Raw genomic sequence first — 22,941 nt, forward strand, 5'->3', positions numbered from 1 at the left:
TCGTACCGATCCGACACGACCCACGAGGGTTTCATGATCGTCATCACCGCTCCCACCGGGAACATCGGCCGCCATCTGCTGGCGCTGCTCCTGGAATCCGCTCCCGCCCGCCGCGAGGAACTGCGCGTGATCGTGCGCGACCCCGCGCGCCTCCCCGACACGGTGCGCGAGCGAGTCGAGGTGGTCACCGGATCGCACGGTGACGCCGCCGTCGTCGACCGGGCCTTCGACGGCGCCGACGCCGTCTTCTGGCTCGTCCCGCCGGACTCCTCCCGCACCCCGGACGAAGCCTTCCGGGGTTTCACCCGCCCCGCCGCGAGCGCCCTCGCTCCGCACGGTGTCGGACACGTCGTCGGCGTCTCCGCCCTGGGGCGCGGCACCCCGGTCGCCGGCCGCGCCGGACTCGTCACCGCGTCCCTCGCCATGGACGACCTCCTCTCGGGATCCGGCGTCGCCTACCGGGCCCTGGCCGACCCCTCGTTCTTCGAGAACCTCCTGGAGGAGACCGATTCGATCCGGGAGCAGGGGGTCTTCAGTGACGTGGCCGACGCCGACCGTAAGGCGCCCCTGGTGGCCGTCGCCGATATCGCCGCCGTCGCCGCCGGCCTGCTGCTCGACCGGACCTGGACCGGCAGTGACAGCGTCCCGGTCCTCGGTCCTCAGGACCTGTCGCCCAACGACCTGGCCCGCGTCATGACCGAGCGGCTCGGCCGCCCCGTCCGCTACGAGCGTCAGGCGCTCGACGACCTGCGCACCACCCTTGTCGGCCACGGCCTCGACAGGGAGTTCGTGGAGGGCATCGTCGAGATGAAGCGGGCCAAGGACGGCGGCCTCGACGCGGGAGTCACCCGAACCCCCCGGACGGCTTCCCCGACCACCTTCGAGCAGTGGGTCGCCCAGACCCTCAAACCCGCAGTCCTCTCCTGAACCCACGACCGAACAGGAAAACCATGCCTACAGAGACCACCGAAACCCCGGTCACCGCGTTCATGCTCGTCAAGACCACACCCGAGTGGCTCGCCATGACCGTCGAGCAGCGGACGCACGCCTTCGCCACCGAGGTCGTCCCCGTCGTCAAGGCCAGGACCACCGGCGTCCGGTCACGCTTCTACGACACGGAGTTCTACTCCGCCCGCGTCACCGACGTCTGGGTCTGGGAGGCGGTCGACCACCACGCCTACCAGCTCCTCGTCGACGCCCTGCGCGAAACCCCCTTCTGGGACCGCTACTTCGAGGTCGTCGACCTCCTCGTCGGCACCGAGAACGGCTATGCCCGCACCTACGGCGTCGACGCCGTCACCACCATCTCCACCTGACACCGCCTCAGCCGGACGTGACCTGGCGTGGCGCCAGGTCACGGCGGCGGCGCGTATCCGGCTCCCCATCCGCACGCGTCGGTGGCCGGTCCCCTCCCGCGCGGGTACGACGGGCGAGCGGCTCGCAGCCTGCACCAGGCAGGACTTCAGAATGGAGGCTCGTCCAGCCACTGGCGTGTCGGCGGTACGGCGGGCGGTGGTGGGTGTGTGTGCTGCAGGAGGGCCAGGGCGTCCATGACGCGACCGAGGTCGATGAGGTATCCGGCCAGGGTGGTGGAGTTGGCGGGGGCGTACCGCTCAAGGACGGTGACGGCGTCCTCGGTGCGCCCGGCGTTGGCCAGCATCGTGGCGACGTGCTCCGCCGCATACGAGGTGGTGCCCTCGGGGTGGGCTCGCGTCAGCTCGACGGCCTCGTCGACCCGTCCGCAGGCGGCCATCAGCGGGAGCCTGATCCAGAACAGCTCCCACTCCTCCTTGCCACGACGGGTCTTGAGGTCGTCGAGCCAGGCCAGAGCGTCCTGCGGGCGGCCCTGCTCGGCGTACAGCGTGCACAGCGCGTCGACGATCCAGTCCTCCGCGCCACCGGGGGCGTCGGCCGGCACACGCATCACCTCGATCGCGTCGTCGTAACGGTCGTGCCTGGCCAGGAGCCGTGCGAGTTCCACTGCCGTGTTGCCCCGGCGAAGGGACCCTTGGCCGGCCTTCCGGTAGACGGCGATCGCGCCGTCCACGTCGCCGCGCTCCTCCAGCAGCTCTGCGAGGCGCTGCGCGGCGTACCCGAGAGGTTCGGTGTGCGCGTAGGCGCGCAGCTCGTCGATCCGCTCGTGCCGGGCGAACAGGTCGGCGAGCTGGTCACGGCCGTTGATCGAGGTGAACTGATGGGTGGACAGCAGGGCGACCGCCTCTTCGACGCGGCCCTGGCGTTCGTGGACGGTGGCGAGCAATCCGACGGCCAGGCGGGGTTCCAGGCCGCGGCAACACCATGGGGAGCCGCACTCGTGCCCGGCCGGGATCCGGGTGGCGAGCAGTCCGGCGGCCTCCTCGTCTCGGCCGGCGGCTTGGGCGACGTCGATCAGCGCGTGGGCGAGGGGCCAGTCGTCGATGTGGGGCTGCAGCAGGTCGAACGCGTCGTCGGCCAGGCCGTTCCGGGCGAGGAGCCGCGCGAACGACTCCAGCGCCAGCCCGCCCCCGGTCTCCGCGTACGAGCGGGCCGAGGCCATGTGTGTGCGGGCGAGGGCGACGGCTTCCTCACCGCGTCCCCATTCCTCCAACAGTCCGGCCGTGGCCGCGGTTGCTGTCCACCAGCCCGTGGCCAGGTACGGGTCGAGCACTTCAAGCGCCTCGACCTGCCGGTCCTGCCCGCCGAGCACTCTTGCCCACTCCAGCGCGCAGAACCACTCCCCGCGGAGTGCCTGGCGCTCCACCTCCTGGGCGTGGCCGAGCTCCAGCAGCCGCGAGACCAGCTCCGGCGGGATGCAGCCGAACCGTGTCCGGGCCCGGTGTTCAAGATCAGAAGCGTCCACGACCACGCACCGTAGCGCCTGCCTCTGACACCCTGCCCGCACCACCCACCGACACCTTCGAATTCAACACCGTCGAAATGACGCACCTCGCCGGTCGGAGCCCCGGAAGGGACCGCAGAGCGCCGCGATCAGGACGCCAACGACTTCGCCAGCGGCCGCAGTCGGGTCGCGGTGACCGCGAAGACCAACCGGCCCAAGAGCGACAAGGACCGCGTGGAGCGGTAGTCGACTTCCTGGACCAGCACTACGTGCCTCATTGGTGATCAGTACGGATGCTCCTGCCCAGAGTGCGGCGGCGGCGCGCAGGTTCCCGTACGCCTCGGCGGTCATGGCGCTGCTGGGCGGGAGGGACGGCAGAGGCAGAGGACCTTGTCATGGGTGTCTCCGATCGGAAGGGTCCAGCGGGTAGTTGAGGCCGGGTGGGGTTCGTTCATGCGGTCAGCTGGTACGGGTCGTCGCGGTGCGGTCCGGGCGTGAGCCGGGTGAAGTACTCGGTCCGCAGGATCTGTGCCCGCGTCCCTTCGTCCGTGCGGGCGAGCAGACCGGGCAACGCCCGTTCAATGGCGACCTCCCCGCGGTGCGCGAGAATCGCCGTCCACTTCTGCTGTTGCCAGGGCGTCACATCGACGGCGGTGGTCGCGAAGGAATCGTCGACGGACAGCACCTGCTTGCCGACACCTCGCAGGAGCGGCGCGAGGTCGGCGACTCCGGAGGCCGGGTGAGTGGCGCAGTACACGGCGTGCACCTGCCACGGGTCACCCACCTCGGGGCGAAGGTACCCGAGTGCCGCGTCCCGCACGGCCAGCAGTGCCGCTTGGTGGGTCCGGCGGTGATCCGGGTGACCGGTCAGCTGGCCCAGGGCGTCGTGCGTGACCACGATGTCGGGGCGGGCGGCACGGATCTCCTGGACGACGGCGGTGACCACCTCGTCGAGCGGGGCGTCCAGGAGCCGTCGGCCCTTTGGTTGCCGGCTGCCGACGGCGGCGGTAGGAGGGCACGACACCGACGCGTTCCGGGTCGGCAACCAGCGACCCCATCAGGGCCCGGTGCAGCTCGGCGGCCAGGGTGCTCCTCCCCACGCCGAACGGCCCGTTGAGCCGGATGATCACGCCCCCGCCCGCACCGTGACGGCCTCGTGCTCGGGTCGGGGAGCGGGCACCCGGCCGGGCCAGCCGAAGATCATGCGGCAGGCCGGGGTGTCGATCGGGTCGCCGGGCTGCAGCCGGTCGGCGGGGGTACCGGCGGGGTGAACGCTCAGGGACGGGTAGCCGCTCTCGCGGACCTCCCGGTCCCAGGTCCGCACACACGTGGCGAACCGCTCGGCCAGCTCCAGGCCGGCGGGCCCGTAGGAGTGGATGCGGAACTCGTACCGTCGGTCGGCGCGTTCGGGCCCGTCGGAGATCTTGACCTGGGTCAGGTAGGCGAGAGCTCCGTCGGCGACGATCGCCGCCGCGTCCTCCTGCGCCACGAGCCCGGAGCCGGGGGCCACCGTCAGGCGGCAGTACCCGGTTAGGGTCGTCGCGGCGAGCACCTGTAGCGTCTCGAAGCTGAACTGCCCGGCGACGACCACGCCTGTGCTGAGCTCGTGCCGCTCTCCGCTCAGGGCCTCCTCCAGGCCGCTCGTGTCCTCGGCGGTCCCCAGCTCCCACCGCACGGTCACCTCACCACCGGCCAGGGCGGCGGTCGGCACGGTGCGGGCGGCGGCGCCGCGGTCCCGGACGAACCCGCAGTACGTCCAGTGCTCCGCGTGCAGGATGTCGCCCCGCCGGACCAAGGTGATCGCCCGGGTGTACCCGCCCACGTCCAGCGGGACGACCAGCCGCCCACCCTCGGCCAGCTGCTCCCGCCAGGCGGGGGCGATGTCCGTCGCGGTGTGGGTGACGACCACCGCGTCGAACCCGCCCGCCGGTACCAGCGCGGGCGCCCCCAGGGCACCGTCGCCGAGGACCGCGGTGACCCGGCCGCTGCCGGCCTCCGAGCCGAGTCGTTGTGTTCGGTGCACCACGTACGGGTCGATGTCCACGGTCACCACCCGGCCGCGTTTTCCCAGGACGTGCGCCAGGAGTTCCGCGTTGTATCCGCCGGAGCCGACTTCCAGCACGGTCATCCCCGGCTCCAGGTGGAGTTGCTCGATCATGTCGGCCTGCAGCCAGGCCGCGGAGACGGAGCTGAGCGCCCTCTGGGGTGACTCGCGGACCGTCACCACGGCGAGGTTGTCGTGGTAGGCGGTCTTGAGTCGGGCCTCGGGGACGAACCGGTGCCGGGGCACCTCGCGCAACGCGGCCTGGACCCGCGGCGAGGACGCCCAGCCCTTGCTGATCACGCGGTGCGCCATCCGCTCGCGCAGCCGGACCGCCTCGGCCGGCTCCCCGGGCACCGGCGGGGCGGCGGGGGAACAGGCGTAGGAGTGGACGGGCGGGAGCCCGGGCAGCACCCCGGGCCACACCGCGGTGAGAGCCTGAGCGCTGGGCGCGAAGATCTTCCCCAGAGTCGCCAGGGTGTTCAGGTCGTGGAACTCCCAGCGTACGAAGCGGTGTGGCTCGGGCAGGGCGAGCACACCGTCCCAGCGGGAGACGCGGACCACGGCGGTGACGCGGCGCACGTCCACCCGGTCGTCGTGCAGCACGGTGATGACGTGAGCGTCCTCCACGAGCGCCGTCAGCCCGGTCTCCTCCGTCAACTCCCGCACGGCGGCCGCCGACGCATGCTCGCCCGTCTCGACGCGGCCGCCGGGCAGCTCCCACATGCCCCGGGTGGAGCGGCCCAACAGGACCCGGCCGAACGGGTCGGTGACCACCACTGCGGCACCGAAGACGGCCTGCGGCTCGGGCCGCAGCTTCTCCTCCGCGCTGAACGATCCGGCCGGTCCGCGCAGGACCAGCACCGCCATGCCCTCCGCGTCGAACTGCTCGACGTGCTCGAACCCGTCGGTGAGCGAGGCGAGTTCGTACTCGTCCAGGGCGATGTGGCGCCGCTCCTCCGGGGTGTTCTCCACGATCGGCGTGATGATGACGAGTGCCCCGCCCTCGCGCAGCCGCGCGGCCAGAGCGCGAAGGACACGGGCGCGATCGCGGATGAATGCGATCGACAGCCGCAGGACGATCAGGTCGTAGCCGTCCTCGGCGAGGCCGGCCAGGTCCTCGTGCTCCACGTCCAGGTTCAGCCAGCGCACCCCCTCCACCTCGGCGTGCCGCGCGCGGGCCCGATCGAGCGCCCCTTCGGCGAAGTCCGCTCCGTCGACGGTGTAGCCGAGCGAGGCGAGGTAGACGGACAACCCGCCGGTCCCGCAGCCGATGTCGAGCGCGCGGCCGCCCTCGGGGGCCGGGGTGTGCTCGACGAGGAGGCCTTCTCCTCGTCACCGAGCCGCCGGAAGTCCCGCCCGGTGTTGTAGTGCTCGGACCAGGCAGTCCGGGTGATTCCCACAGGTCGCTCCTTGTTCGTGAAAGGCGGGATGGTCGTGGTGTCAGGGCAGTTCGACTGGGTCGTAGAGGGCGGCCGGTTGCTGGGTCTGCGGTGCCCGGTACCGGTAGCCGAACGACCGGTGCCACCGCTCGGCCCCGTAGTTGATCAATCCTGCGGCCGTAAGCTCAGGGCGGACAGGCGGACGGCGGCCCCGTCGGTGAGGTACCGGTCCCGGTCGAGGGTGACCACCCCCTGGTCGCCGCAGATCTGGCAGGCCACTGCGGCGGTCACCCCGGCACCCGTCCCGATGTCCAGCACCCGCGGACCCGGGCGCATGTCCAGCTCCTCCAGCAGCTCGACGGTCAGACCCGTCACCGCCGACATCGACGTGATCGACGCCCCGACCGCGTCCCGCGCTCCCGGCCCAGCAACGGCTCCCCGTCGTGCTGGACGAGCACACTGGCCCCGCCGTACAGCAGCCCGAGCAGCTCGGGGCGGTCCTGCGGCGCCGACCAGTCCAACAGATCCCACCGCGGTGGCTCCTCGCCCGGACCGCTGCGCCGAACGAACGCCTGCGGCATCAGCACTTCGCGGGGCAGCGCGAGGAGGGCGTCGCGGACCGGGCCCGGCCGCAGGGACCCTTCCTCCTCAAGCCGGGCGACCATCGCCGCCCGCGCGGCTGCCGGATCGGCTTCCGCTTGCGTCGGCGTGGCTCCGCCGACCGGGCCGGCGGTGGGACAGGTGTCCAGAGTGCTCATCGCTCGCCCCAGCCCTGTTCCGAGTACGGGCACCCCCGAAGGATGCCGTCGATCGCCATGCGGGTGTACGGCACGACCTCTGCCGGAAGGTCCTGCGGCCTCCACCACCGCCACTCCACGCACCGGTCGGGCTCCAGGACCTCCGGGTCGCCGGTCCAGGAGCGGGCCTGGAAGACGAGCGCGATCCTCGGCCGGGCATCGGGGGAGTCGACGTGGTGCACAGTGTGGACGAGGTCGACGTCCTCGGGCGCGATGGTGAGGCCCGCTTCCTCCTTTGCTTCCCGAACCAGGCAGTCGATCGCCGTTTCCCGCTCGCAGTGACCTGCCAGGAAGTGCCAGGTGTCCGGCGCATACGTGGAGTCCGGGTGGCGCAGGCCAAGGAGGATCCGGCCCTGGTCGTCCTGGAGATGGAGGTGTACACCGACGATGTGCGGCTCGGTCCCCGGCGGGTCCTCGCCGGGCAGCGGATCGGTGTCGTCCGGCGGTCCCTCGGCCGCAGGGTGCTCGGCCGCGTGGCGCCGGATCAGATCACCGAGCCCGGGGCTCAGGCGCAGCCGGTCGAGCATGTCGACGGTGCACCACGTCAACAGGACACCTTCGCGGAGCTTCACCGCCTCGGCATCCCCACTCCAGCGCCCGGCATAGACGCTGACGGGCACCGCAAGGCCGTCGACACTCGTCGCCTCTTCCACGGCGAACGGCACCAGTTCCGTGGGTTCCAGGCCCGGCACCTCCTCGGCGAGCTCGCGCCGCAGCGTTGCCTCAAGGCAGGAATCGTCCCTCGTGCGGCCGCCACCAAGGAGGGCCAGCACCCAGGGCTCCCAGATGCCCTCCCGGTCATCCCGCAGATGCAGGAGGTACCGACCGGTCCCGTCGTGGATCAGGGCGCTCGCGTTGACAGGCTCCGGGCGCCCATCGAGGCCGTCCGCCTCGGCGTCCAGGAGCTTGGCCCGCAGCACAGGGGGCCGCACTTCGGCGTACGGAAGCCACTGGGCTCCGGCGACTTCCTCGTCCTGCAGAACGAGCGCGGGCGGTTGCTCGGAGGTGAGATGGAACGCGAAGCGGAAGTCGAAGTGCTGGTGAGCGGGCTCGTCTTTCGCCGGGTTGGCGTCGACGTCATGGACGTCCACGTCGATCGGCTCGTCGAGAAACTGTGCGGTCAGGCAGAGGTCGCCTGGACGGAGCCCGGCTTCTTCGCACACTTCCCGAACGGCTGCGGCCAGGAGCGTACGGTCGCCCGCCTCAACGTGGCCGCCTGGGGCGAGGAGCAGCCCCGTCGCCCGATGAACGATGTGGAGCACCCGGCGGTCGCGGTCGATGACCACCGCACTGCAGGTGATGTGACCGGGCAGCGTGGCGCGGCTGGAAGGCTCCTCGGCGCCGTGGAGGACAGCCGGCAGCCCTTCCAGGGCCTTCCGTTCCCCGGGGTGCCGGCTGAGGTAGGCCTCGACGGTCGCGCGGACATGAGAGCGGGAAGGGGGCACGTGATCACCTCGGACAGTGGAAAGCGGGGAGTAGGTGCTGAGCTGGAGGGGCGCGCCTGACGGCGGGCTCGCCGATGACGGCTCCGTGCCAGGGGCGTTGTTGAGGTTCGTGCTCACGGGCCACCTCCCGAAGAGCGGTCACGCCGCACATCCACGGCGACCGCGGAGCCGGGCAGGGCCGGCACCGGCAGCGCCGGGGGCGTGCTCCAGCGCCCGTCGCCCCGCGTCCAGATCGGTGCTGCCGGGTAGGCCTTCCCGAACCACCGGGCGCCAGTCGCTGTCGCGTGCCACGTAGTTGCGGGTCGCGGTCCCCGCAGGACCTTCGTCGACCGCGGTGGGGACGATCCGGTGGAAGAACGGCAGGATCCTTGCCACGACCAGCACGTCCGACTCGGCGCCGTTCATCGCCGCACCCCCGACCGGCCGTCGGAGATCAGCGGCTCGCGGAGAGCTCGGGTATTCGCCCGCAGTTGCTCCTCGTCCTGGCGCCCGAGATCGAGCGCCTCGAAGGACAGCGGGTCGCCCGAAGCCGGGTCCGCTGCTGCCTCACGTCCCCGAACGCAGTGCCGGTGGGCGCGCGGGATCTGGTTGCCCCACAGCAGGTGGTTCATTCTCGTCTGCGTCACTGCCGCTGCTGATGACCCCCACCCCGTATCCAGCCGTGTTGAGCGGCGCGCGTAGGTGTAGGACGGCCGAGCGGCGCAGGTCGGGGACACGGGCGGGGGCGGCCGCCGCTGTTCGAATCCGGGGCGATGAGTGAGAGCGGGCTCGGTGTTCATGGTGTCCCTCCGTCTGGGCGGTCGGTTGGTACTGGTGCTCTAAGAACGCGCCGGATCCCGGGCGGTTACGGCCCCGACCGGGCGAATCTCTCGAACATGAATACGAATCCGGCTCTCAGGCAAGAGCCGCCTGCCTGGTCACTTTCGAACTCACACGTTCGAGTGGTTGACGACGTGCGGCACCCGATCAGGGGCTTGCGCCGTCCTTTCGCGGACCCGGCAAAGGGCTGGGACGGCGTGCGTGGTGGCGGATCAAGCCCAGGCCCTGCTTGAAGGCGACCGGGGCCTGAGAGAGGTTGACCCACAGGAGCCAGCCATCTGGATACAGCGAGTCCCAGGCGGCGGAGGTCCCGCGCACAGCCCGGGCAAGGAGAGGTCCTTGGAGGTGGTGAGGATCAGAGCGGTCTTGCTCAGGTCGATGCCGTGGGCTCGGCCGCTGAGTATCGGGGCGGGCTGCGGGCCTTCGGCCCCGCATCCATCCCGCATCTCGCCGAGCCCGGCGCCTTCTCGTGCCGGTCGGCCAGGTGCCCGGCGGCGCGGGGTCCAGTCCGAGACGGAGACGACTGGCTCGTCGCCCACGTCGAGGAGGAGGTACGGCGCGCAGGGCTGGTCCCGGCGGGCCTGCCCTCTGACGCTGCCCCAGGTGAGGCTCGCGTTGACAGCAGAGCTGCCCCGCGAGGAGCTTCCACGGGGTCCGGACCACACGCTCGCGCGCCAGCCCGACTGCGAGTCGGCCGAACGTTCCGCACGGGGAAGAGTCGGGTTCGGGTGTGCGATGACGGCGTCGGTCCAGATCCCCATGCTGCTCTTTCGGCAAGGGCGTGACGGTGATCACGGACGTGCTTCGGGGGGCTGCGTAGGCTTGGGTCGTCTCCACCTTGGGGGCCGCGAGGGTGGACTTAGCTTCCTTTTGTCACCTGACGGCGCGTCAGGAAGGTGAGTAAGTGGTCGGCGTGAGTCCTGGGAGAGCCGGGACATCTGCCCGGACATGGGACTCGTTGTAGAATGTCGAAACAGCACTTGACCTGCAATAACGCAGGCAGGGAGCCTAGACCGGGAGTACTTCGATGATGCGCACCATGTTCAAGTCCAAGATTCACCGGGCCACCGTCACCCAGGCCGACCTGCACTACGTGGGTTCCGTGACCATCGACGCGGATCTGATGGACGCGGCCGATCTGCTGCCCGGCGAGCTCGTTCACATCGTGGACATCGACAACGGCGCCCGGCTGGAGACGTACGTCATCGAGGGCGAGCGCGGCTCCGGCGTCATTGGGATCAACGGTGCGGCCGCGCACCTCGTCCACCCCGGTGACCTGGTCATTCTCATCAGTTACGCCCAGGTCGACGACGCCGAGGCCCGTGCGCTCGTCCCGAACGTGGTGCACGTCGACGCCGACAACCGCATCGTGGCTCTGGGGGCCGACGCCTCGGCGCCGGTGCCGGGCAGTCGTACCGAGCGGAGCCCGCACGCGGTCCCCGCGCCGTAGCGGCACCCGCCACCCGTAGCGGGACCCACCCACCCGGAGCGCCGTAGCGGAACCCAACCACCGGAAGCGGCGACGGCCCGCCGGTGCGTCGCAGCGACCCGTCCGTCGGACAAGGAGCAACGCGCCATGGCAGCAGAGAACGAGTCGGTGGAGATCAGGGACGACCGGGAACGCCACAAGCTTGTGGCCTACGAGGACGGCACCGCCGCCGGGACCATCGCGTACTTCGTGATGGATCCGGCCCCCGGGGCGCTCGTGCCCGTGCACACGGTCGTCGGGCCGGAGTACGAGGGCAGGGGAATCGCGGGCGCGCTGGCCAGGGAGTTCTACGCCATGGCGGGCCGCGAGGGCGTGCCCGTCGTGCCGCTCTGTCCGTACGTCGTGCGGTGGGCCCAGCGCCACCCCGAGCAGGCACCCGAGCCGTCCGGCGAGCTGGTGGAAGAGGCGAGGCGGCAGCTCGCCTCGCACCCCGAGCTGCTCTGACCGGTGGCCCGCCCGGCCGGTACGTATGGTCTCGGCAGGCGGGGGCAGCCGCACGGAGAGACGGTGGAGACGTGATCCACGCGTACGTTCCGTCGCTGTTGGAGGACGAGATGACCCATCCGTATCCCGAACCGGTGCCGCCGCCCACGCCGACGCCCCCGCCCGTACCGGGGCCGCCGACGCCGGTGCCTCCACCGCCGCCCGTGCCGCCGGGGCCGGTGCCGCCCGGTCCGGCTCCGGAGCCCATCCCGCAGCCGCCCGGACCCGACCCCGACCCCGTGCCCGAGCCGGAACCGGAGCCCTCACCGGCGGGATGAGCGGGGCGAACGCGACGAGTGGACAAAGGCGTGAGGGCCCCGCCCAGGCGGGGCCCTCACACCTGTGCAGGCCCGCCTCCGGTCCTCGCCGTGCCGGGCCGCCTACCGGGCGGTTCCCGGGCCGGTCGGAGCGGTCGGGCCGGTCAGGGCGTCCACGTGGGCCAGCCCGCTCTCGGCCGCCAGCGAGTCCAGTGACTGCGCGTCGCGCACCGGGGCGAACCGCACCTCACCCCCGGGCCGAGGGCGAAGCCATGCACGGCGGGGCGCGGCAGGCTGTTGTACGCCCAGTGTGTCGAGAAGTAGTACGCGCCGGTGTCGTACAGGGCCACGAAATCGCCCTCCCGCAGCTCGGGCAGCTCCCGGCCGTGAGCCACCACGTCCCCGGCGAAACAGCACGGCCCCGCGATGTCCTGGACCATCGGCGGACCGCCGCGCGGACGGCCTTCCCCGTCGAAGGCACCGACCCGCAGCGGCCACGCCTCGGGCATGAGGACCGTCCGCGTCGCGATCTGCGCGCCGGCGTGGGTGAGGGCGATACGGCGGCCGCCCGCGTCCTTGGTGTACTCCACCCGCGCCCCGATGAAGCCGTTCTTGGCGAGCAGCGACCGTCCGAACTCGGTGACCAGGGCGTACCGCCCGTCGAAGAGGCCGGGCGCCGCTGTCCGCAGCGCGGTCACGTAGTCGTGGAAGGCGGGCCGGTCCTCCTCGTCGGCGAAGTTCACCGGGAGGCCGCCGCCGATGTCGATGCCCGTGACACGGCGGGCGCCCACCGTCGCGTTGATCTCCTCGGCCAGCCGGTAGGTCTCCGCGATGCCTTCCGCGATGAGGTCGAGGGGACACCCCTGCGAGCCCACGTGCGCGTGCAGCCTGGTCAGCCAGGGGCGCTCGGCGAAGGCCCGTACGACCTGTTCGCGGACCCCGGCATCACGCAGCGGCACCCCGAACTTCGAGGTGGCCGTGGCTGTGCTCATCGCACCGATGGAACCACTTCCCACCTGCGGATTGACCCGCAGCCCGAGCACCGACGCCGTGCCCGCGGAACGGAGGTCCCCGACGCGGCGGAGTTCGTCGAAGCTGTCGGCGTTCACGGCCACCCCGAGCGAGAGCGCCGACCGGAGCTCGGCGCGGGTCTTCGCGGGTGAGTCCAGCACGATCTTCTCGGGCGCGAATCCGGCCTCGACGGCCAGACGCAGTTCGCCGGGGCTCGCCACCTCGCAGCCCATGCCGCAGGAGGCGAGCAGCCGCAGTACGGGCACCAGCGAGGCCGCCTTCGCGGCGAACGTGTGCAGGACGGGCACGCCTGGCACCCCCGCGAAGGCGTCCCGCAGCGCGGCGACCGCGTGCCGCACCCCGTCCGTGTCGAGGAAGCCGGCGACGGGCTGTTCCTCGCCGAGCAGCCCGCCCGCGACGGCCTGGCGGAGGGCCGCTGCGAACCTGTCGGGGCGGTCGGCCGGGAGGAAGGCCGGGGACGCGGCGGACGTCGTCGGTGTCATACGGCGAGAGTCGGTGATGACGGCCCTCCGGGTCTTTGTCGCGAGGGACAAGACTGGCCTGTCTCCTTGTCCGTACGGACGAACCACCCGCCGGTGTCGGGGGAGACGGTCAGACATCACCCGTCAGACGGTCAGACATCACCCGTCAGGCGCACGGCCAGGGTGACCAGGAGCCGGGTGTCCGGGTCGTCCAGGTCGACGCCGTAACGCTCCCGGGCCCGCCGCAACCGGTAGCGCAGCGTGTTCGGGTGCAGGACCAGCCGCTCGGCCGCCCGCCTGACGTCGCCCGAGGCGTCGAGGCAGGCGCCCAGCGTCCTGATCAGCTCACCGCCCGCCGCGAGGTCGGCCCGCACGAGGTCGTGCACCGGCCCCGAGCCCGCCTCCCAGAGGGGCCGCACGGCGTCCAGCATCCGCAGTACGTCGAGGGCCGGGCCCGCCTCGGCGGGTCCGGCGTACCGTACCGGGTTCCGGACGCCACCGCGGCGTTCGCGCTCCGCCAGCACCCGGACGACCAGCCCCGCCTCCTCGCACGACGCGGCGGCCAGGAGCGCGGACGGGACCACGGGGCCCGCGCCGGCGCGCACCGGTACGCCACCGGGCAGCGACGGCGCGAGCGAGGCCAGCTCCCGGGCCAGACCCGACGCGGCGCGGCCCCCCGCCTCACACCCCCGCCCCCGGAGACCACCCGGTCCGCGCTCGGGAACCTCGCCGCCCCGCCCGCCGGTCAGGGGCAGCAGTACCACCAGCCGTTCCGCCTCCCGCAGGACGAGCGCGCCAGGGCGGAAGGACACGGCCTGCAAGCCCAGCACATCCAGCGTGCGTCGGACGGCGGGCGGGGCATCGCCGCCCGTGTGCTCCGCGACGACCACCGCGCAGGGGGCATCGGCGGCCACCCCCAGGGACCACGCGTGGGTGCGGGCGTCGCCCTGCCCGTACAGCAGCCCCCGCAGGGCGTCGTTCCGGCGGCGTACCGCTCCGCTCTCCCGCAGCCGGTGCCGGATCAGGTGCGGGGCGGCGGCCTCGGCGGCACGCCGCAGGGCGTCTTCGGCCCGTGGGGAGAGGCTGCGGCCGTCGGCCGCGGCCCAGATGGACCCCAGCACCTCGGGACCGCTGCGCACGGCGACGACCAGGCGCTCCGGACCCTCGTCGCTCGCCGGGCGTCGGATGACGTCGCGCGAGGTCCACAGGGCCCGCAGGAGCCCGCTGCGGCGCAGCTCGGCCAGCCGCGCCTCGGGGACCCGGCCGCCCAGGATCGTGGACCGGCGCACACCGTCGGCCTCCGGGAGCGTGGCCGAGTGGGCCAGCACCCGGAACGCGGTGTCCTCGATGGTGATCGAGCCGCCGGTGGACGCGGCGATGGCGGAGGCGAGCGCGTCCAGGCTGTCGCCGTACGGGGGAGCGTCACACCCGGCGTCCTCTTCGGCGCCGGAGAGCGTGAGCGCGGAACGCAGGAGGGAGGCGGTCTCGCCCCAGTCGGTCCATGGCGCCCGTGCCAACAGCGCCAGCCCGGTTTCCCCGGCCGCCGCCAGCACCTCGGGCGCGGGCGGCACCCCTTCGGTATCGCGCAGTACGACGGCGCAGCCGCCTTGCCGGGCCGCTCCGTACACGGCGCCGGCCGCCTCCGGGGACGACGCGGGTGGCCCCACCGCCAGCAACACCCGGCCCCCGGGGCCCCTGCCGGTCTGCTCGCCGCCCGAGTCGGAGAAGACCACCTCGCGGACGACGGGATCCGTGCCCCCGGGAGCCAGCAGCAGCCGCAGCGTACCCGCGTCGTCGAACGCGAGGATGCGGCGGAGCGTCGGCCCGGCCGGCCGTTCCGCCCCGCCCGGACCTCCGGGTTCGACGGGCTCGACGGGCTCGGCGGACTTGGTGGGTTCGGTGGGTCCGGCGGACTTGGTGGGTTCGACGGGTTCGGTGGGTCCGGCGGTGCCTCCGGGGCCGGGACCGCTGGGCTCGACGGCACCCCCGGGCTCGCCGGGGGCGGGGCTGCTGGTCATCGGCCGAGCATACGAGCAGCGGTCCGACGGGCGTGCCTCCTCGTGCGGACCGGGCACGGGCGGTACCTCGGACGCCCCGCGAGGCGCGCGACCCGGTCCCGCGGGCCGTGTGCACAGCCGGGTCCGGGCCCGGACACGCCCTGAGCCTCCTCAGCCCGCCGTGGATTCCGACCGGTCGCCGCCCCACAGCGTGTGGAACGAGCCCTCGCGGTCCGTGCGGCGGTAGGTGTGCGCCCCGAAGAAGTCCCGCTGCCCCTGTGTGAGCGCCGCGGGCAGCCGGTCGGAGCGCAGCCCGTCGTAGTAGGAGAGCGCCGCCGCGAAGCCCGGGGTGGGCACCCCCTGCCGCGCGGCCTCCGCGACCACGGCCCGCCAGTCGTCCTGGGCCCCACCGATCTCCTGGGCGAACTGCTCGTCGGACAGCAGGCTCACCAGGTCGGGCCGGCTGTCGTAGGCCGCCCGGATACGGTCCAGGAACGCCGCCCGGATGATGCAGCCGGCACGCCAGATCGCGGCGACCGAGCCCAGGTCGATGTCCCAGTCGTACGCCTCGCTGCCCGCCCGGATCTGGTGGAAGCCCTGCGTGTACGACACGATCTTGGACGCGTACAGGGCCTGTTCGACCCGGTCCGCGAACGCGGCGGCCTCGGCCTCGTCCATCGGGGCGGGCGACGGTCCCGGCAGTTCGCGGGCCGCCTCGCGCAGATCCGCGTGGCCGGACAGGGAGCGGGCGAAGACGGCCTCCGCGATCCCGGACACCGGGACACCGAGGTCGAGGGCGATCTGCACCGTCCAGCGGCCCGTGCCCTTCTGCTCGGCCCGGTCCTGTACGACATCCACGAAGGGCTTGCCGGTGGCGGCGTCCGTGTGGGCGAGCACCTCGGCCGTGATCTCGATGAGGTAGGAGTCGAGGCGCCCGGTGTTCCAGTCCCGGAAGGTCTCGGCGATCCGGGCGGGGGAGTAGCCCGCGACCCTCCGCAGCAGGTCGTACGCCTCGGCGATGAGCTGCATGTCCGCGTACTCGATGCCGTTGTGCACCATCTTCACGAAGTGGCCGGCGGCGTCCGGGCCGATGTGGGTGGTGCACGGGGTACCGTCCTCCGCCTTCGCGGCGATCTTCTCCAGCATCGGCCCGAGGGACTCGTACGACTCCTTCGAGCCGCCCGGCATGATGCTCGGCCCGTGCAGCGCACCCTCCTCACCACCGGAGATCCCCGTGCCCACGAAGTGGATGCCGCGTTCGCGCAGCTCCTTCTCGCGGCGCCGGGTGTCCTCGAAGTGGGCGTTGCCGCCGTCGATGATCACGTCGCCCTCCTCCAGCAGTGGGGCGAACTCCTGGATGACCGCGTCGGTCGGGTCCCCGGCCTTGACCATGACCACCAGTCGGCGGGGGCGTTCCAGCGCCGCGACGAACTCCTCGGGTGTGCGCGCGGCGACGAAGGTCCCCTCGTCGCCGAACTCCTCGACCAGCGCGTCGGTCTTGGCGGTGGTGCGGTTGTGCAGGGCCACGGTGAAGCCGTGGCGGGCGAAGTTACGGGCCAGGTTGCGGCCCATCACCGCGAGTCCCGTGACGCCGATCTGGGCGGTGCCGCTCATAGGTGCGCTCCTGCGGTCTGGTCGGGGGTGTGCGTGCGTGGTGCGGTGCCTCGTCTGCGGCTGCCACGGAACGGTGCTTCTACGCGTTCGCCCGGAGCCGGAGCCGGAGCCGGAGCCGGAGCCGGAGTCGCGGGTGGGGGTCAGGTGCGCGTGCGGGTGTCGGGGTCACGTGTCCGGGGCGTTCGTCCGGGGGCCCGCGCTCAGGGCTGGTCCTCCGGATCCGGTACCACGTGCATCGCCGCCTCTTCGGCGGACGCGGCGGCGCCGTCGATGCCGACGTCCTGGGCGGTGAGCGCTGAGGGTACGTGTCCGTCTCCCTGCTGCGTGAGGCGCCCGGCCCGGTCGGTGCCGACCTCCGTGTCGGACAACTCGCCGTCCCCGCCCTCCAGGTCCCCCCGGGCGCCGCCCGCCAGATCCTCCGTCCCCTCGTCGGCCGTCTCGGAGGTGTCGGGGACCTCCCTGGCCAGACGGCTCTCCAGGGATTCGCCGGTGTGCTGCTCGGAAGCCGTGGTGCCCCGGTCGTCGACCGCCAGCGGCCGCTCGGGCGGGGAGTACCCCCGGTCCAGGAGGTCGTCGAGGCCCGAGTCGTCCAGGCTGTCCTCCGCGTCGAGCTGTTCCTCGGGGTCGGCGGCCTGGTCCCGCTGGGGCTGGTAGACATCGTCCCCCCACTCGTCGGACCCCGGGCCGGTCCAGGCGGTCATGCCGACTCCCCGGTCGGTGTCAGTCATCGCGTGTCCTCTCCGTCCGGCTGGGGGTTCGTGCCGCCGCGGCGGGCGCCGGGGTCCGCCGCACCCTCTTCCGGGCCCCTCTCACAGCAATTCCACTCCCGTCCGGCGAGGGACGCAACGGAAGCGGATGTCCGCCGTGGGTGAGATACCGCTGAAGAGGCCCCCGGCCCCCGGCCGCCGCCCCGCCCGGACGCGCACCGGACGCGTGGATCGCACCGGCATGGCGGGGAGCCCGCGAGGAGCCTTCGCCTGGGCGGTCCCGAGCGAGCCGGCGTGCGTCTCCGCCGGAAGGGCATCATCCGGCACCTCGAACGTGAGTTCGGGGCAGCCGGTGCGGGGGAGCAGGGTACGGGCACCGAGCACCTCCAGCCGGCGGGGCGGAAGTGCTTCCCGGCCAGTTCCTCCGCCGGTCGGGAGGGCGTCGTCGATGCCGAGAACTCCGCAGGCGTCCAGGGGAGACGGCCACGATTCCGCGACCGTACCGATGAACGCGGTCCTCAGCCGCTCGCGTCGTGAACCGGCCCGTCCATGTCGTGGACCGGCCCGTCCACGTCGTGAGCCAGGCTGGGTACGTCGTGATCCGGCCATGATCGACTTCTCCGGGCTGTCTGCGCCGCCCATGCCCTGTGACCGTAGGGCTGTTGACGGGACGTCGGTCGGACGCGGCTACTCAACTGCGCCGGTCATTGGCATGGACCTGTCTGCCCGAGCTGGGCTACAGTCCGTCGCAGTGGCCCTGAGAGCGCTCTCAGATTCTCGGCCGCCTCCTGTTCCACCCCCACGATGCTGGAACAACAGAAGGGGCAACTCCCTTGAGACCAAAGACGATGGTGCGGACCGGTCTGTCCGCACTGCTCATCATCGGCACCTGGGCGACCGCCGGCCTGAGCCAGGCGGCCGCGGCGGATCCCTCCACCACCGCCACCGAAGCCCCCGCCTCGGCAGGCCTGCTCACCGCGATGCAGAAGGACCTCGGGCTGACGAAGAGTCAGGCCGAGGCCCGGCTCGCCGCGGAGAAGGAGGCGACCGCCCTCCAGGGGGCCGCCCGCAAGGCGGCCGGTGCGTCGTTCGGCGGCGCCTGGTTCGACGCGGACAGCGGGAAGCTCACGGTCGCCGTCACGGACGACGCGAGCGCCCGCCAGGTCCGTGCGACCGGCGCGCAGACCCAGCTCGTCACCCATACCGCAGGCCGGCTGGACGCGGCCAAGGCCCGGATGGACTCCCTCGCCGCGCCGCAGGGTGTGAGCAGTTGGCACGTCGACCCGAAGACGAACAGCGTCGTCGTCGACGTGGTGGCGTCCGAGCGTGCTGACAACGATGTCCTCGCCTTCCTGGCGAAGGCACGGCAGGCCGGCCCGGTCACGGTGAAGGAGACCAGCGAGGCTCCGCAGACCTTCGCCGCCGGGACCGTGGGCGGCGACCCGTTCTACACGGGCAACGTCCGCTGTTCCATAGGCTTCTCCGTGCACGGAGGCTTCGTCACCGCCGGCCACTGCGGTAAGGCGGGCCAGGAGGTACGGGGCTGGGACGGCTCGGGCATCGGGAACATCCAGGGCTCGTCGTTCCCCGACAACGACTACGCCTGGGTCAACGTCGGCAGCGGCTGGTGGACGGTTCCCGTCGTCCTCGGCTGGGGCACCATCTCCGACCAGCTCGTGCGCGGCTCCAACGAGGCCCCGATCGGCGCCTCAATCTGCCGCTCCGGCTCCACCAGCCACTGGCACTGCGGCAACGTCCTGGCCAAGAACGAGACCGTCAACTACAGCGAGGGCGCCGTCCACCAGATGACCAAGACGAGCGTCTGCGCCGAACCCGGCGACTCGGGCGGCTCGTTCATCAGCGGCGACCAGGCGCAGGGCGTCACCTCGGGCGGCTGGGGCAACTGCAGCAGCGGCGGCGAGACCTGGCACCAGCCGATCAACGAGATCCTCAACCGGTACGGGCTGACGCTGCACACCGCCTGACCGCGGCGCGTCCCTTTCCTCAGCACACCGGAAAGCCTCCGTGGCTCCCGGCGGTGCGCATGACCTCGGTCCGCCGCGGCAGCAGGGCGGTTGCCGCCGTGGCGGACCGACCCGGCGGCGGAACCGGGCCCTGCGGTGGGCCCGTTCCGCCGCACCGGCCGGTCGGGTACCGGGCCCTCGGGCCCCGTACCCGACCGGCCGACGACATCTCGACACCCGCGTCTCCGGCCGCGCCGGACCTGCGACCGGAACGTGCGTCCGCGTCGCTCCCCGCCTGCCCGGAGGGGACGCCTCGGTCGAGCTATCGGACAGCCCTTGGTGCGGCTCCAGCTGTCCGGGGCCCGTTGTCCGAGGCTCCGGGAAGGCTCCCGTGTCTATGCAGGGTGGCACCCACGACGCGACCGCGTGACGCGGCCGCCTGCCCATGCGCCCACGTGCCCAGCCCAGGCGGCGACGCCTCCGCGTGGCCACACGGCGACGTGTCCGTGCCGCCACACGCCTACGCGGGCACGGCGCCTGGCCGGCACGCGTAGGGCCGGGAAGCGGCGGCTGTGGGCCGCCCAGCCCCAGCCCCAGCCCTGGCCCGAGCTACGGGCGTGTAGCGGCGTGCAATAGGCGCTCGGGAGCGGGTGCCCGCCCCGTGTACGACAGCTCGGCATTCGCATACGCCCGCCCGGACCGTGTGTGCGGGCGGCCTCCACCGGCCCGTCCCCGCCGTCCTGCCGCTCTCTCCTCCGAGGGCGATCCCACCCCTGATCCGCCAACAGCCCCGCTGTCACGCGTCGTTCGCAAACCATTGACACGGTCTCAACGGCAGCGCAACACTGACAGCGCTTCGGAGAGCGCTCTCCCAGCGTTCCCGCAGCCCGGAACCATTGGTCTCCGGGCTTCACCGGGCGGGTGGCTCCGTCGTGCGTCACCAGTTCCACTTTCCCCCCACCGCGTACCCGATGTGCGCGGACGCAGAGCGGCATGGAGGTCCGCATGGCCGAAAGAATCAGCAGAAGCACCCTGGTGTCCGCCTTGATCGTCGCCACGTCCCTGGCGCTGGTCTTTCTGGGCTTCCAGGCGATCACCGGGGCCGGCGGCGCGTCCGCCGACGCCGCCCCGCGCGCGGCCGGCGAGCCCGCCACGGCGGCGCACGCCATGCGGGGGCACGTCATGGCGGTGCCTGTCCCGTCGGGTGACGACCCGGACGGCGACGGGTACATACCGGCGAACCCACCGGTCACCGGAGTACAGCCTTCCACCGACATCCCGCCGCACCGGTACTTCCACGAGTTCCAGGCGAACTGCTCGGTCACCCACACCGGTTCGGTCGACCCGATCGTCTACCCGGGGCAGCTGAACAAGTCCCACAACCACACGTTCATGGGCAACGACACCACGGACGAGAACAGCACCACGGCCTCCCTGAGCGCGGGCGGTACCGCCTGCAAGGCACCGGGGGACCTGTCGGCGTACTGGATACCGACCCTCTACAACGGCGATCAGGAGGTCCGCCCGGTCGGCCCGCAGACCATCTACTACAAGGCGGGGGTGACCGACTACACCAGCGTCCGCCCGTTCCCCAAGGGGCTGCGGTTCGTCGTCGGCAACCCGATGCAGACGGCGGACGAGTTCCGCAACCACCCGGGCAAGGTCGAGGGCTGGGAGTGCGGGGAGAGCTACAACAACTTCGAGTTCCCGGCGACCTGCCCGTCCCGTCCGGACGTGCAGCTCAACCTGCGTATGCAGGCGCCCAGTTGCTGGGACGGACAGCACCTGGACACTCCTGACCACCAGGCCCACATGGCCTATCCGCGAGCTCAGGGCGCCAACCAGAACGTCTGCCCGCCCACCCACCCGGTCGCCCTGCCGATGATCGAGTTCAAGATGGCCTGGCCGGTCAACGGCGACATGTCGCAGGTGAGTCTCGCCAGCGGCACCGGCCACTCCTTCCACTACGACTTCTTCAACGCCTGGGACGAGGCCACGCTGGACGCCATGGTGGACCACTGCATCGTGGGCGGTCTCCAGTGCGACGCCCGGGGCTACGACGAGAGCAACCCGGGCGAGGGCGCGGCCCTGGATGAGAACTACGAACTTCCGTGACACAGCGACACCGACGCGACATCCCGTAACTCCCGCGCCGTCCCCGACCCCGCCGGCGGCGCGGGAAGTCCGCGGCGGGCAGCGGAAATTCCGTTGCCCGCCGCGGATTCCTGCTGTGTACTCCAGGTCGCCGCGCAGGAAGCCTGCCGGCGCGGCTCGCCCCGCCGATGGCGCGGGGTGTCGCCACCGGGTCGGCACAGCGGTCGCGGACCGGTACGGCGTCAGGCGCGGGTGGCCGGGCGGCCTGCGGGAGGCCCCGTGTCCACGCGGAGGACGAGCCCGACCTCACCGGACACCGTCCGCCCGCGCGCAGTCCGCGTTCCGCGACTCCGGGATACGGACGTCCTGGGAGCAGGCCGTGGAGGTCCCGCACCCGGCACCGGGGCACCCCCCGAGGGAAGCGAAGAACACGGAGAGGAAACGATGAGCGAGCAAGGATCCACCACGGTCCGTACCGGCACCCTGGAGGTGCCGGGCGCGACCCTGTACTACGAGGTGCGTGGCGCGGGACCGGTACTTGTGCTGATGCCGGGCGGCAGCGCCGACGCGGGTCTCTACGGGCCCCTCGCGGAACACCTCGCGGACCGCTGGACGGTGCTCACCTACGACCCGCGCTGCTACTCGCGCAGCCGACTCGCCGCCCCGGTCGCGGACCAGCGGGTGGAGGAGCACAGCGACGACGTCCGACGGCTGATCGACCTGGTCTGCCCGGACGGTGAACGGGCTTCCGTCTTCGGCAGCAGTGCGAGCGCCGTCGTCGCCCTCGACCTGCTGAGCCGGTACCCGGAGCGGCTCGACCGGGTCGTGGCGCACGAGCCGCCCGTGGTGGAGGTGCTGCCCGACGCGACGGTGGGGCGGGCCCTGTTCGCCGAGGTGCGCGCGGTGTTCCGCCGGGACGGCGCGGAGGCGGCCTCGGCCACGATGAGCGCCGGGATCGGTGACCCGGGACCGGCCGTGGGCCGGGGCGCGTCCGGGACCGGATCGGAGGGGCCCCAGGAGGACCCGGCGGCCGAACTGTCCCCGCCGGACCCGGAGGCGCTGCGCAGGATGCGCGCCAACAACCCGGTCTTCCTGGAGCACATGCTGTGCCCGTTCACCGGTTACGTGCCGGACACGACGGCCCTGGCCGCCGGGGCCGAACGGCTGGTGCTCGCCGTGGGGGAGGAGTCCGGACGACAGTTGACCGCCCGCCCCGTCCGGGTCCTCGCGGAACGGCTCGGGCGCGAGGCCGTGGAGTTCCCCGGCGGGCACGTGGGAGTGGTGCAACGCCCGGCGGCCTTCGCGGCGACGCTGCGCAAGGTGTTGGGCGGATAGCCACCTCACGGCCACCCCGCAGGTCACCCCGGGGGTCACCCCGCGGCCAGGGCCACGAGCCAGGACGGGCCGCAGACCGCCCCCACGGGCGACCCCTACGAGTCAGAGCCACAAGCCAAGGCCGCAAGCCAAGGACAACAGGCCACGAGTCGCCCGTCACGGGAGCACGAGTCACCCGTCACGGACATGGGCCACATGACACGAGT

General features: G+C 72.4%; 17 protein-coding genes and 1 pseudogene. 7 read left to right on the top strand and 11 right to left on the bottom strand.

What is annotated here, in order from left to right:
* Nucleotides 1-33 precede the first annotated feature (33 nt).
* The gene (locus B9S64_RS31690; protein ID WP_103493769.1) at nucleotides 34-927 is read left to right on the top strand and encodes an NAD(P)H-binding protein; all 894 of its coding nucleotides are present in this window, start codon (nucleotides 34-36) and stop codon (nucleotides 925-927) included.
* 23 nt (nucleotides 928-950) lie between these two features.
* The gene (locus B9S64_RS31695; protein ID WP_103493770.1) at nucleotides 951-1,316 is read left to right on the top strand and encodes a darcynin family protein; all 366 of its coding nucleotides are present in this window, start codon (nucleotides 951-953) and stop codon (nucleotides 1,314-1,316) included.
* Between the two features lie 146 nt (nucleotides 1,317-1,462).
* Here B9S64_RS31695 and B9S64_RS31700 read toward each other — a convergent pair whose 3' ends face one another.
* The 7 genes from B9S64_RS31700 to B9S64_RS34255 all read right to left on the bottom strand — a co-directional run bounded on the left by B9S64_RS31700 (nucleotide 1,463) and on the right by B9S64_RS34255 (nucleotide 9,094).
* Nucleotides 1,463-2,839 carry a hypothetical protein gene (locus tag B9S64_RS31700; protein ID WP_181012463.1) on the bottom strand — a complete coding sequence of 459 codons (1,377 nt, stop codon included), beginning with the start codon at nucleotides 2,837-2,839 and terminating at the stop codon, nucleotides 1,463-1,465.
* 430 nt (nucleotides 2,840-3,269) lie between these two features.
* Complete coding sequence (locus tag B9S64_RS31705) at nucleotides 3,270-3,842, bottom strand: PIG-L deacetylase family protein (protein ID WP_219818818.1); 573 nt, start codon at nucleotides 3,840-3,842, stop codon at nucleotides 3,270-3,272.
* Nucleotides 3,843-3,944: 102 nt separating this feature from the next.
* Nucleotides 3,945-6,134, bottom strand: a complete 2,190-nt coding sequence (gene fxlM / locus B9S64_RS31715) for a methyltransferase, FxLD system (RefSeq protein WP_258038075.1) — start codon at nucleotides 6,132-6,134, stop codon at nucleotides 3,945-3,947.
* A 272-nt stretch (nucleotides 6,135-6,406) separates the two neighbouring features.
* Nucleotides 6,407-6,625 (bottom strand): 50S ribosomal protein L11 methyltransferase, encoded by a 219-nt coding sequence (locus B9S64_RS35305; protein WP_258038073.1) that lies wholly within the window; start codon nucleotides 6,623-6,625, stop codon nucleotides 6,407-6,409.
* Complete coding sequence (locus B9S64_RS31725; protein WP_258038074.1) at nucleotides 6,613-6,999, bottom strand: hypothetical protein; 387 nt, start codon at nucleotides 6,997-6,999, stop codon at nucleotides 6,613-6,615. Before B9S64_RS31725 ends, B9S64_RS35305 begins: the two co-directional genes overlap by 13 nt.
* Nucleotides 6,996-8,483 (bottom strand): NUDIX domain-containing protein, encoded by a 1,488-nt coding sequence (locus B9S64_RS31730; protein WP_103493771.1) that lies wholly within the window; start codon nucleotides 8,481-8,483, stop codon nucleotides 6,996-6,998. Before B9S64_RS31730 ends, B9S64_RS31725 begins: the two co-directional genes overlap by 4 nt.
* Before the next feature lie 401 nt (nucleotides 8,484-8,884).
* Complete coding sequence (locus B9S64_RS34255; protein ID WP_146060193.1) at nucleotides 8,885-9,094, bottom strand: hypothetical protein; 210 nt, start codon at nucleotides 9,092-9,094, stop codon at nucleotides 8,885-8,887.
* 1,235 nt (nucleotides 9,095-10,329) lie between these two features.
* Here B9S64_RS34255 and panD point away from each other — a divergent pair.
* Nucleotides 10,330-10,752, top strand: coding sequence for an aspartate 1-decarboxylase (gene panD, locus B9S64_RS31740; RefSeq protein WP_103493774.1), 423 nt, complete (start codon nucleotides 10,330-10,332; stop codon nucleotides 10,750-10,752).
* Nucleotides 10,753-10,878: 126 nt separating this feature from the next.
* Entirely contained in the window at nucleotides 10,879-11,235 is a 357-nt protein-coding gene (locus B9S64_RS31745) for a GNAT family N-acetyltransferase (RefSeq protein WP_103493775.1), read from the top strand.
* Nucleotides 11,236-11,654: 419 nt separating this feature from the next.
* Here B9S64_RS31745 and B9S64_RS31755 read toward each other — a convergent pair.
* The 4 genes and pseudogenes from B9S64_RS31755 to B9S64_RS31770 form a co-directional block, all read right to left on the bottom strand.
* Nucleotides 11,655-13,045 (bottom strand): annotated as a pseudogene (locus B9S64_RS31755) (diaminopimelate decarboxylase).
* A 131-nt stretch (nucleotides 13,046-13,176) separates the two neighbouring features.
* Nucleotides 13,177-15,042, bottom strand: coding sequence for a PucR family transcriptional regulator (locus B9S64_RS31760; protein ID WP_103493777.1), 1,866 nt, complete (start codon nucleotides 15,040-15,042; stop codon nucleotides 13,177-13,179).
* 150 nt (nucleotides 15,043-15,192) lie between these two features.
* Complete coding sequence (gene gndA / locus B9S64_RS31765; protein ID WP_103493778.1) at nucleotides 15,193-16,635, bottom strand: NADP-dependent phosphogluconate dehydrogenase; 1,443 nt, start codon at nucleotides 16,633-16,635, stop codon at nucleotides 15,193-15,195.
* 200 nt (nucleotides 16,636-16,835) lie between these two features.
* The gene (locus tag B9S64_RS31770) at nucleotides 16,836-17,363 is read right to left on the bottom strand and encodes a DUF5709 domain-containing protein (RefSeq protein ID WP_103493779.1); all 528 of its coding nucleotides are present in this window, start codon (nucleotides 17,361-17,363) and stop codon (nucleotides 16,836-16,838) included.
* 827 nt (nucleotides 17,364-18,190) lie between these two features.
* Between B9S64_RS31770 and B9S64_RS31780 the strand changes: the two genes are divergently transcribed.
* The 3 genes from B9S64_RS31780 to B9S64_RS31790 all read left to right on the top strand — a co-directional run bounded on the left by B9S64_RS31780 (nucleotide 18,191) and on the right by B9S64_RS31790 (nucleotide 22,735).
* Entirely contained in the window at nucleotides 18,191-19,327 is a 1,137-nt protein-coding gene (locus B9S64_RS31780; RefSeq protein WP_103493781.1) for a S1 family peptidase, read from the top strand.
* A 984-nt stretch (nucleotides 19,328-20,311) separates the two neighbouring features.
* A complete protein-coding gene (locus B9S64_RS31785) occupies nucleotides 20,312-21,421 on the top strand; it encodes a DUF1996 domain-containing protein (RefSeq protein WP_109492242.1) in 1,110 nt (369 codons plus the stop codon).
* 423 nt (nucleotides 21,422-21,844) lie between these two features.
* On the top strand, nucleotides 21,845-22,735 hold the full coding sequence (locus B9S64_RS31790) for an alpha/beta fold hydrolase (RefSeq protein WP_103488907.1): 891 nt from the start codon (nucleotides 21,845-21,847) through the stop codon (nucleotides 22,733-22,735).
* The last annotated feature ends 206 nt before the right edge of the window (nucleotides 22,736-22,941 follow it).

Origin of the sequence: Streptomyces sp. SM18 (genome assembly GCF_002910775.2) — a bacterium.
Taxonomy (GTDB): Bacteria; Actinomycetota; Actinomycetes; order Streptomycetales; family Streptomycetaceae; genus Streptomyces; species Streptomyces halstedii.

Bases quoted from the DNA above. Each gene is read 5' to 3' on its own strand.
- B9S64_RS35305 (WP_258038073.1), bottom strand. From the start codon at position 6,625: ATGTCGGCGGTGACGGGTCTGACCGTCGAGCTGCTGGAGGAGCTGGAC.
- B9S64_RS31725 (WP_258038074.1), bottom strand. From the start codon at position 6,999: ATGAGCACTCTGGACACCTGTCCCACCGCCGGCCCGGTCGGCGGAGCC.
- panD (WP_103493774.1), top strand. From the start codon at position 10,330: ATGATGCGCACCATGTTCAAGTCCAAGATTCACCGGGCCACCGTCACC.
- B9S64_RS31770 (WP_103493779.1), bottom strand. From the start codon at position 17,363: ATGACTGACACCGACCGGGGAGTCGGCATGACCGCCTGGACCGGCCCG.
- B9S64_RS31745 (WP_103493775.1), top strand. From the start codon at position 10,879: ATGGCAGCAGAGAACGAGTCGGTGGAGATCAGGGACGACCGGGAACGC.
- B9S64_RS31785 (WP_109492242.1), top strand. From the start codon at position 20,312: ATGGCCGAAAGAATCAGCAGAAGCACCCTGGTGTCCGCCTTGATCGTC.
- B9S64_RS31695 (WP_103493770.1), top strand. From the start codon at position 951: ATGCCTACAGAGACCACCGAAACCCCGGTCACCGCGTTCATGCTCGTC.
- B9S64_RS31760 (WP_103493777.1), bottom strand. From the start codon at position 15,042: ATGACCAGCAGCCCCGCCCCCGGCGAGCCCGGGGGTGCCGTCGAGCCC.
- B9S64_RS34255 (WP_146060193.1), bottom strand. From the start codon at position 9,094: ATGAACCACCTGCTGTGGGGCAACCAGATCCCGCGCGCCCACCGGCAC.
- B9S64_RS31690 (WP_103493769.1), top strand. From the start codon at position 34: ATGATCGTCATCACCGCTCCCACCGGGAACATCGGCCGCCATCTGCTG.
- gndA (WP_103493778.1), bottom strand. From the start codon at position 16,635: ATGAGCGGCACCGCCCAGATCGGCGTCACGGGACTCGCGGTGATGGGC.
- B9S64_RS31780 (WP_103493781.1), top strand. From the start codon at position 18,191: ATGGTGCGGACCGGTCTGTCCGCACTGCTCATCATCGGCACCTGGGCG.
- B9S64_RS31790 (WP_103488907.1), top strand. From the start codon at position 21,845: ATGAGCGAGCAAGGATCCACCACGGTCCGTACCGGCACCCTGGAGGTG.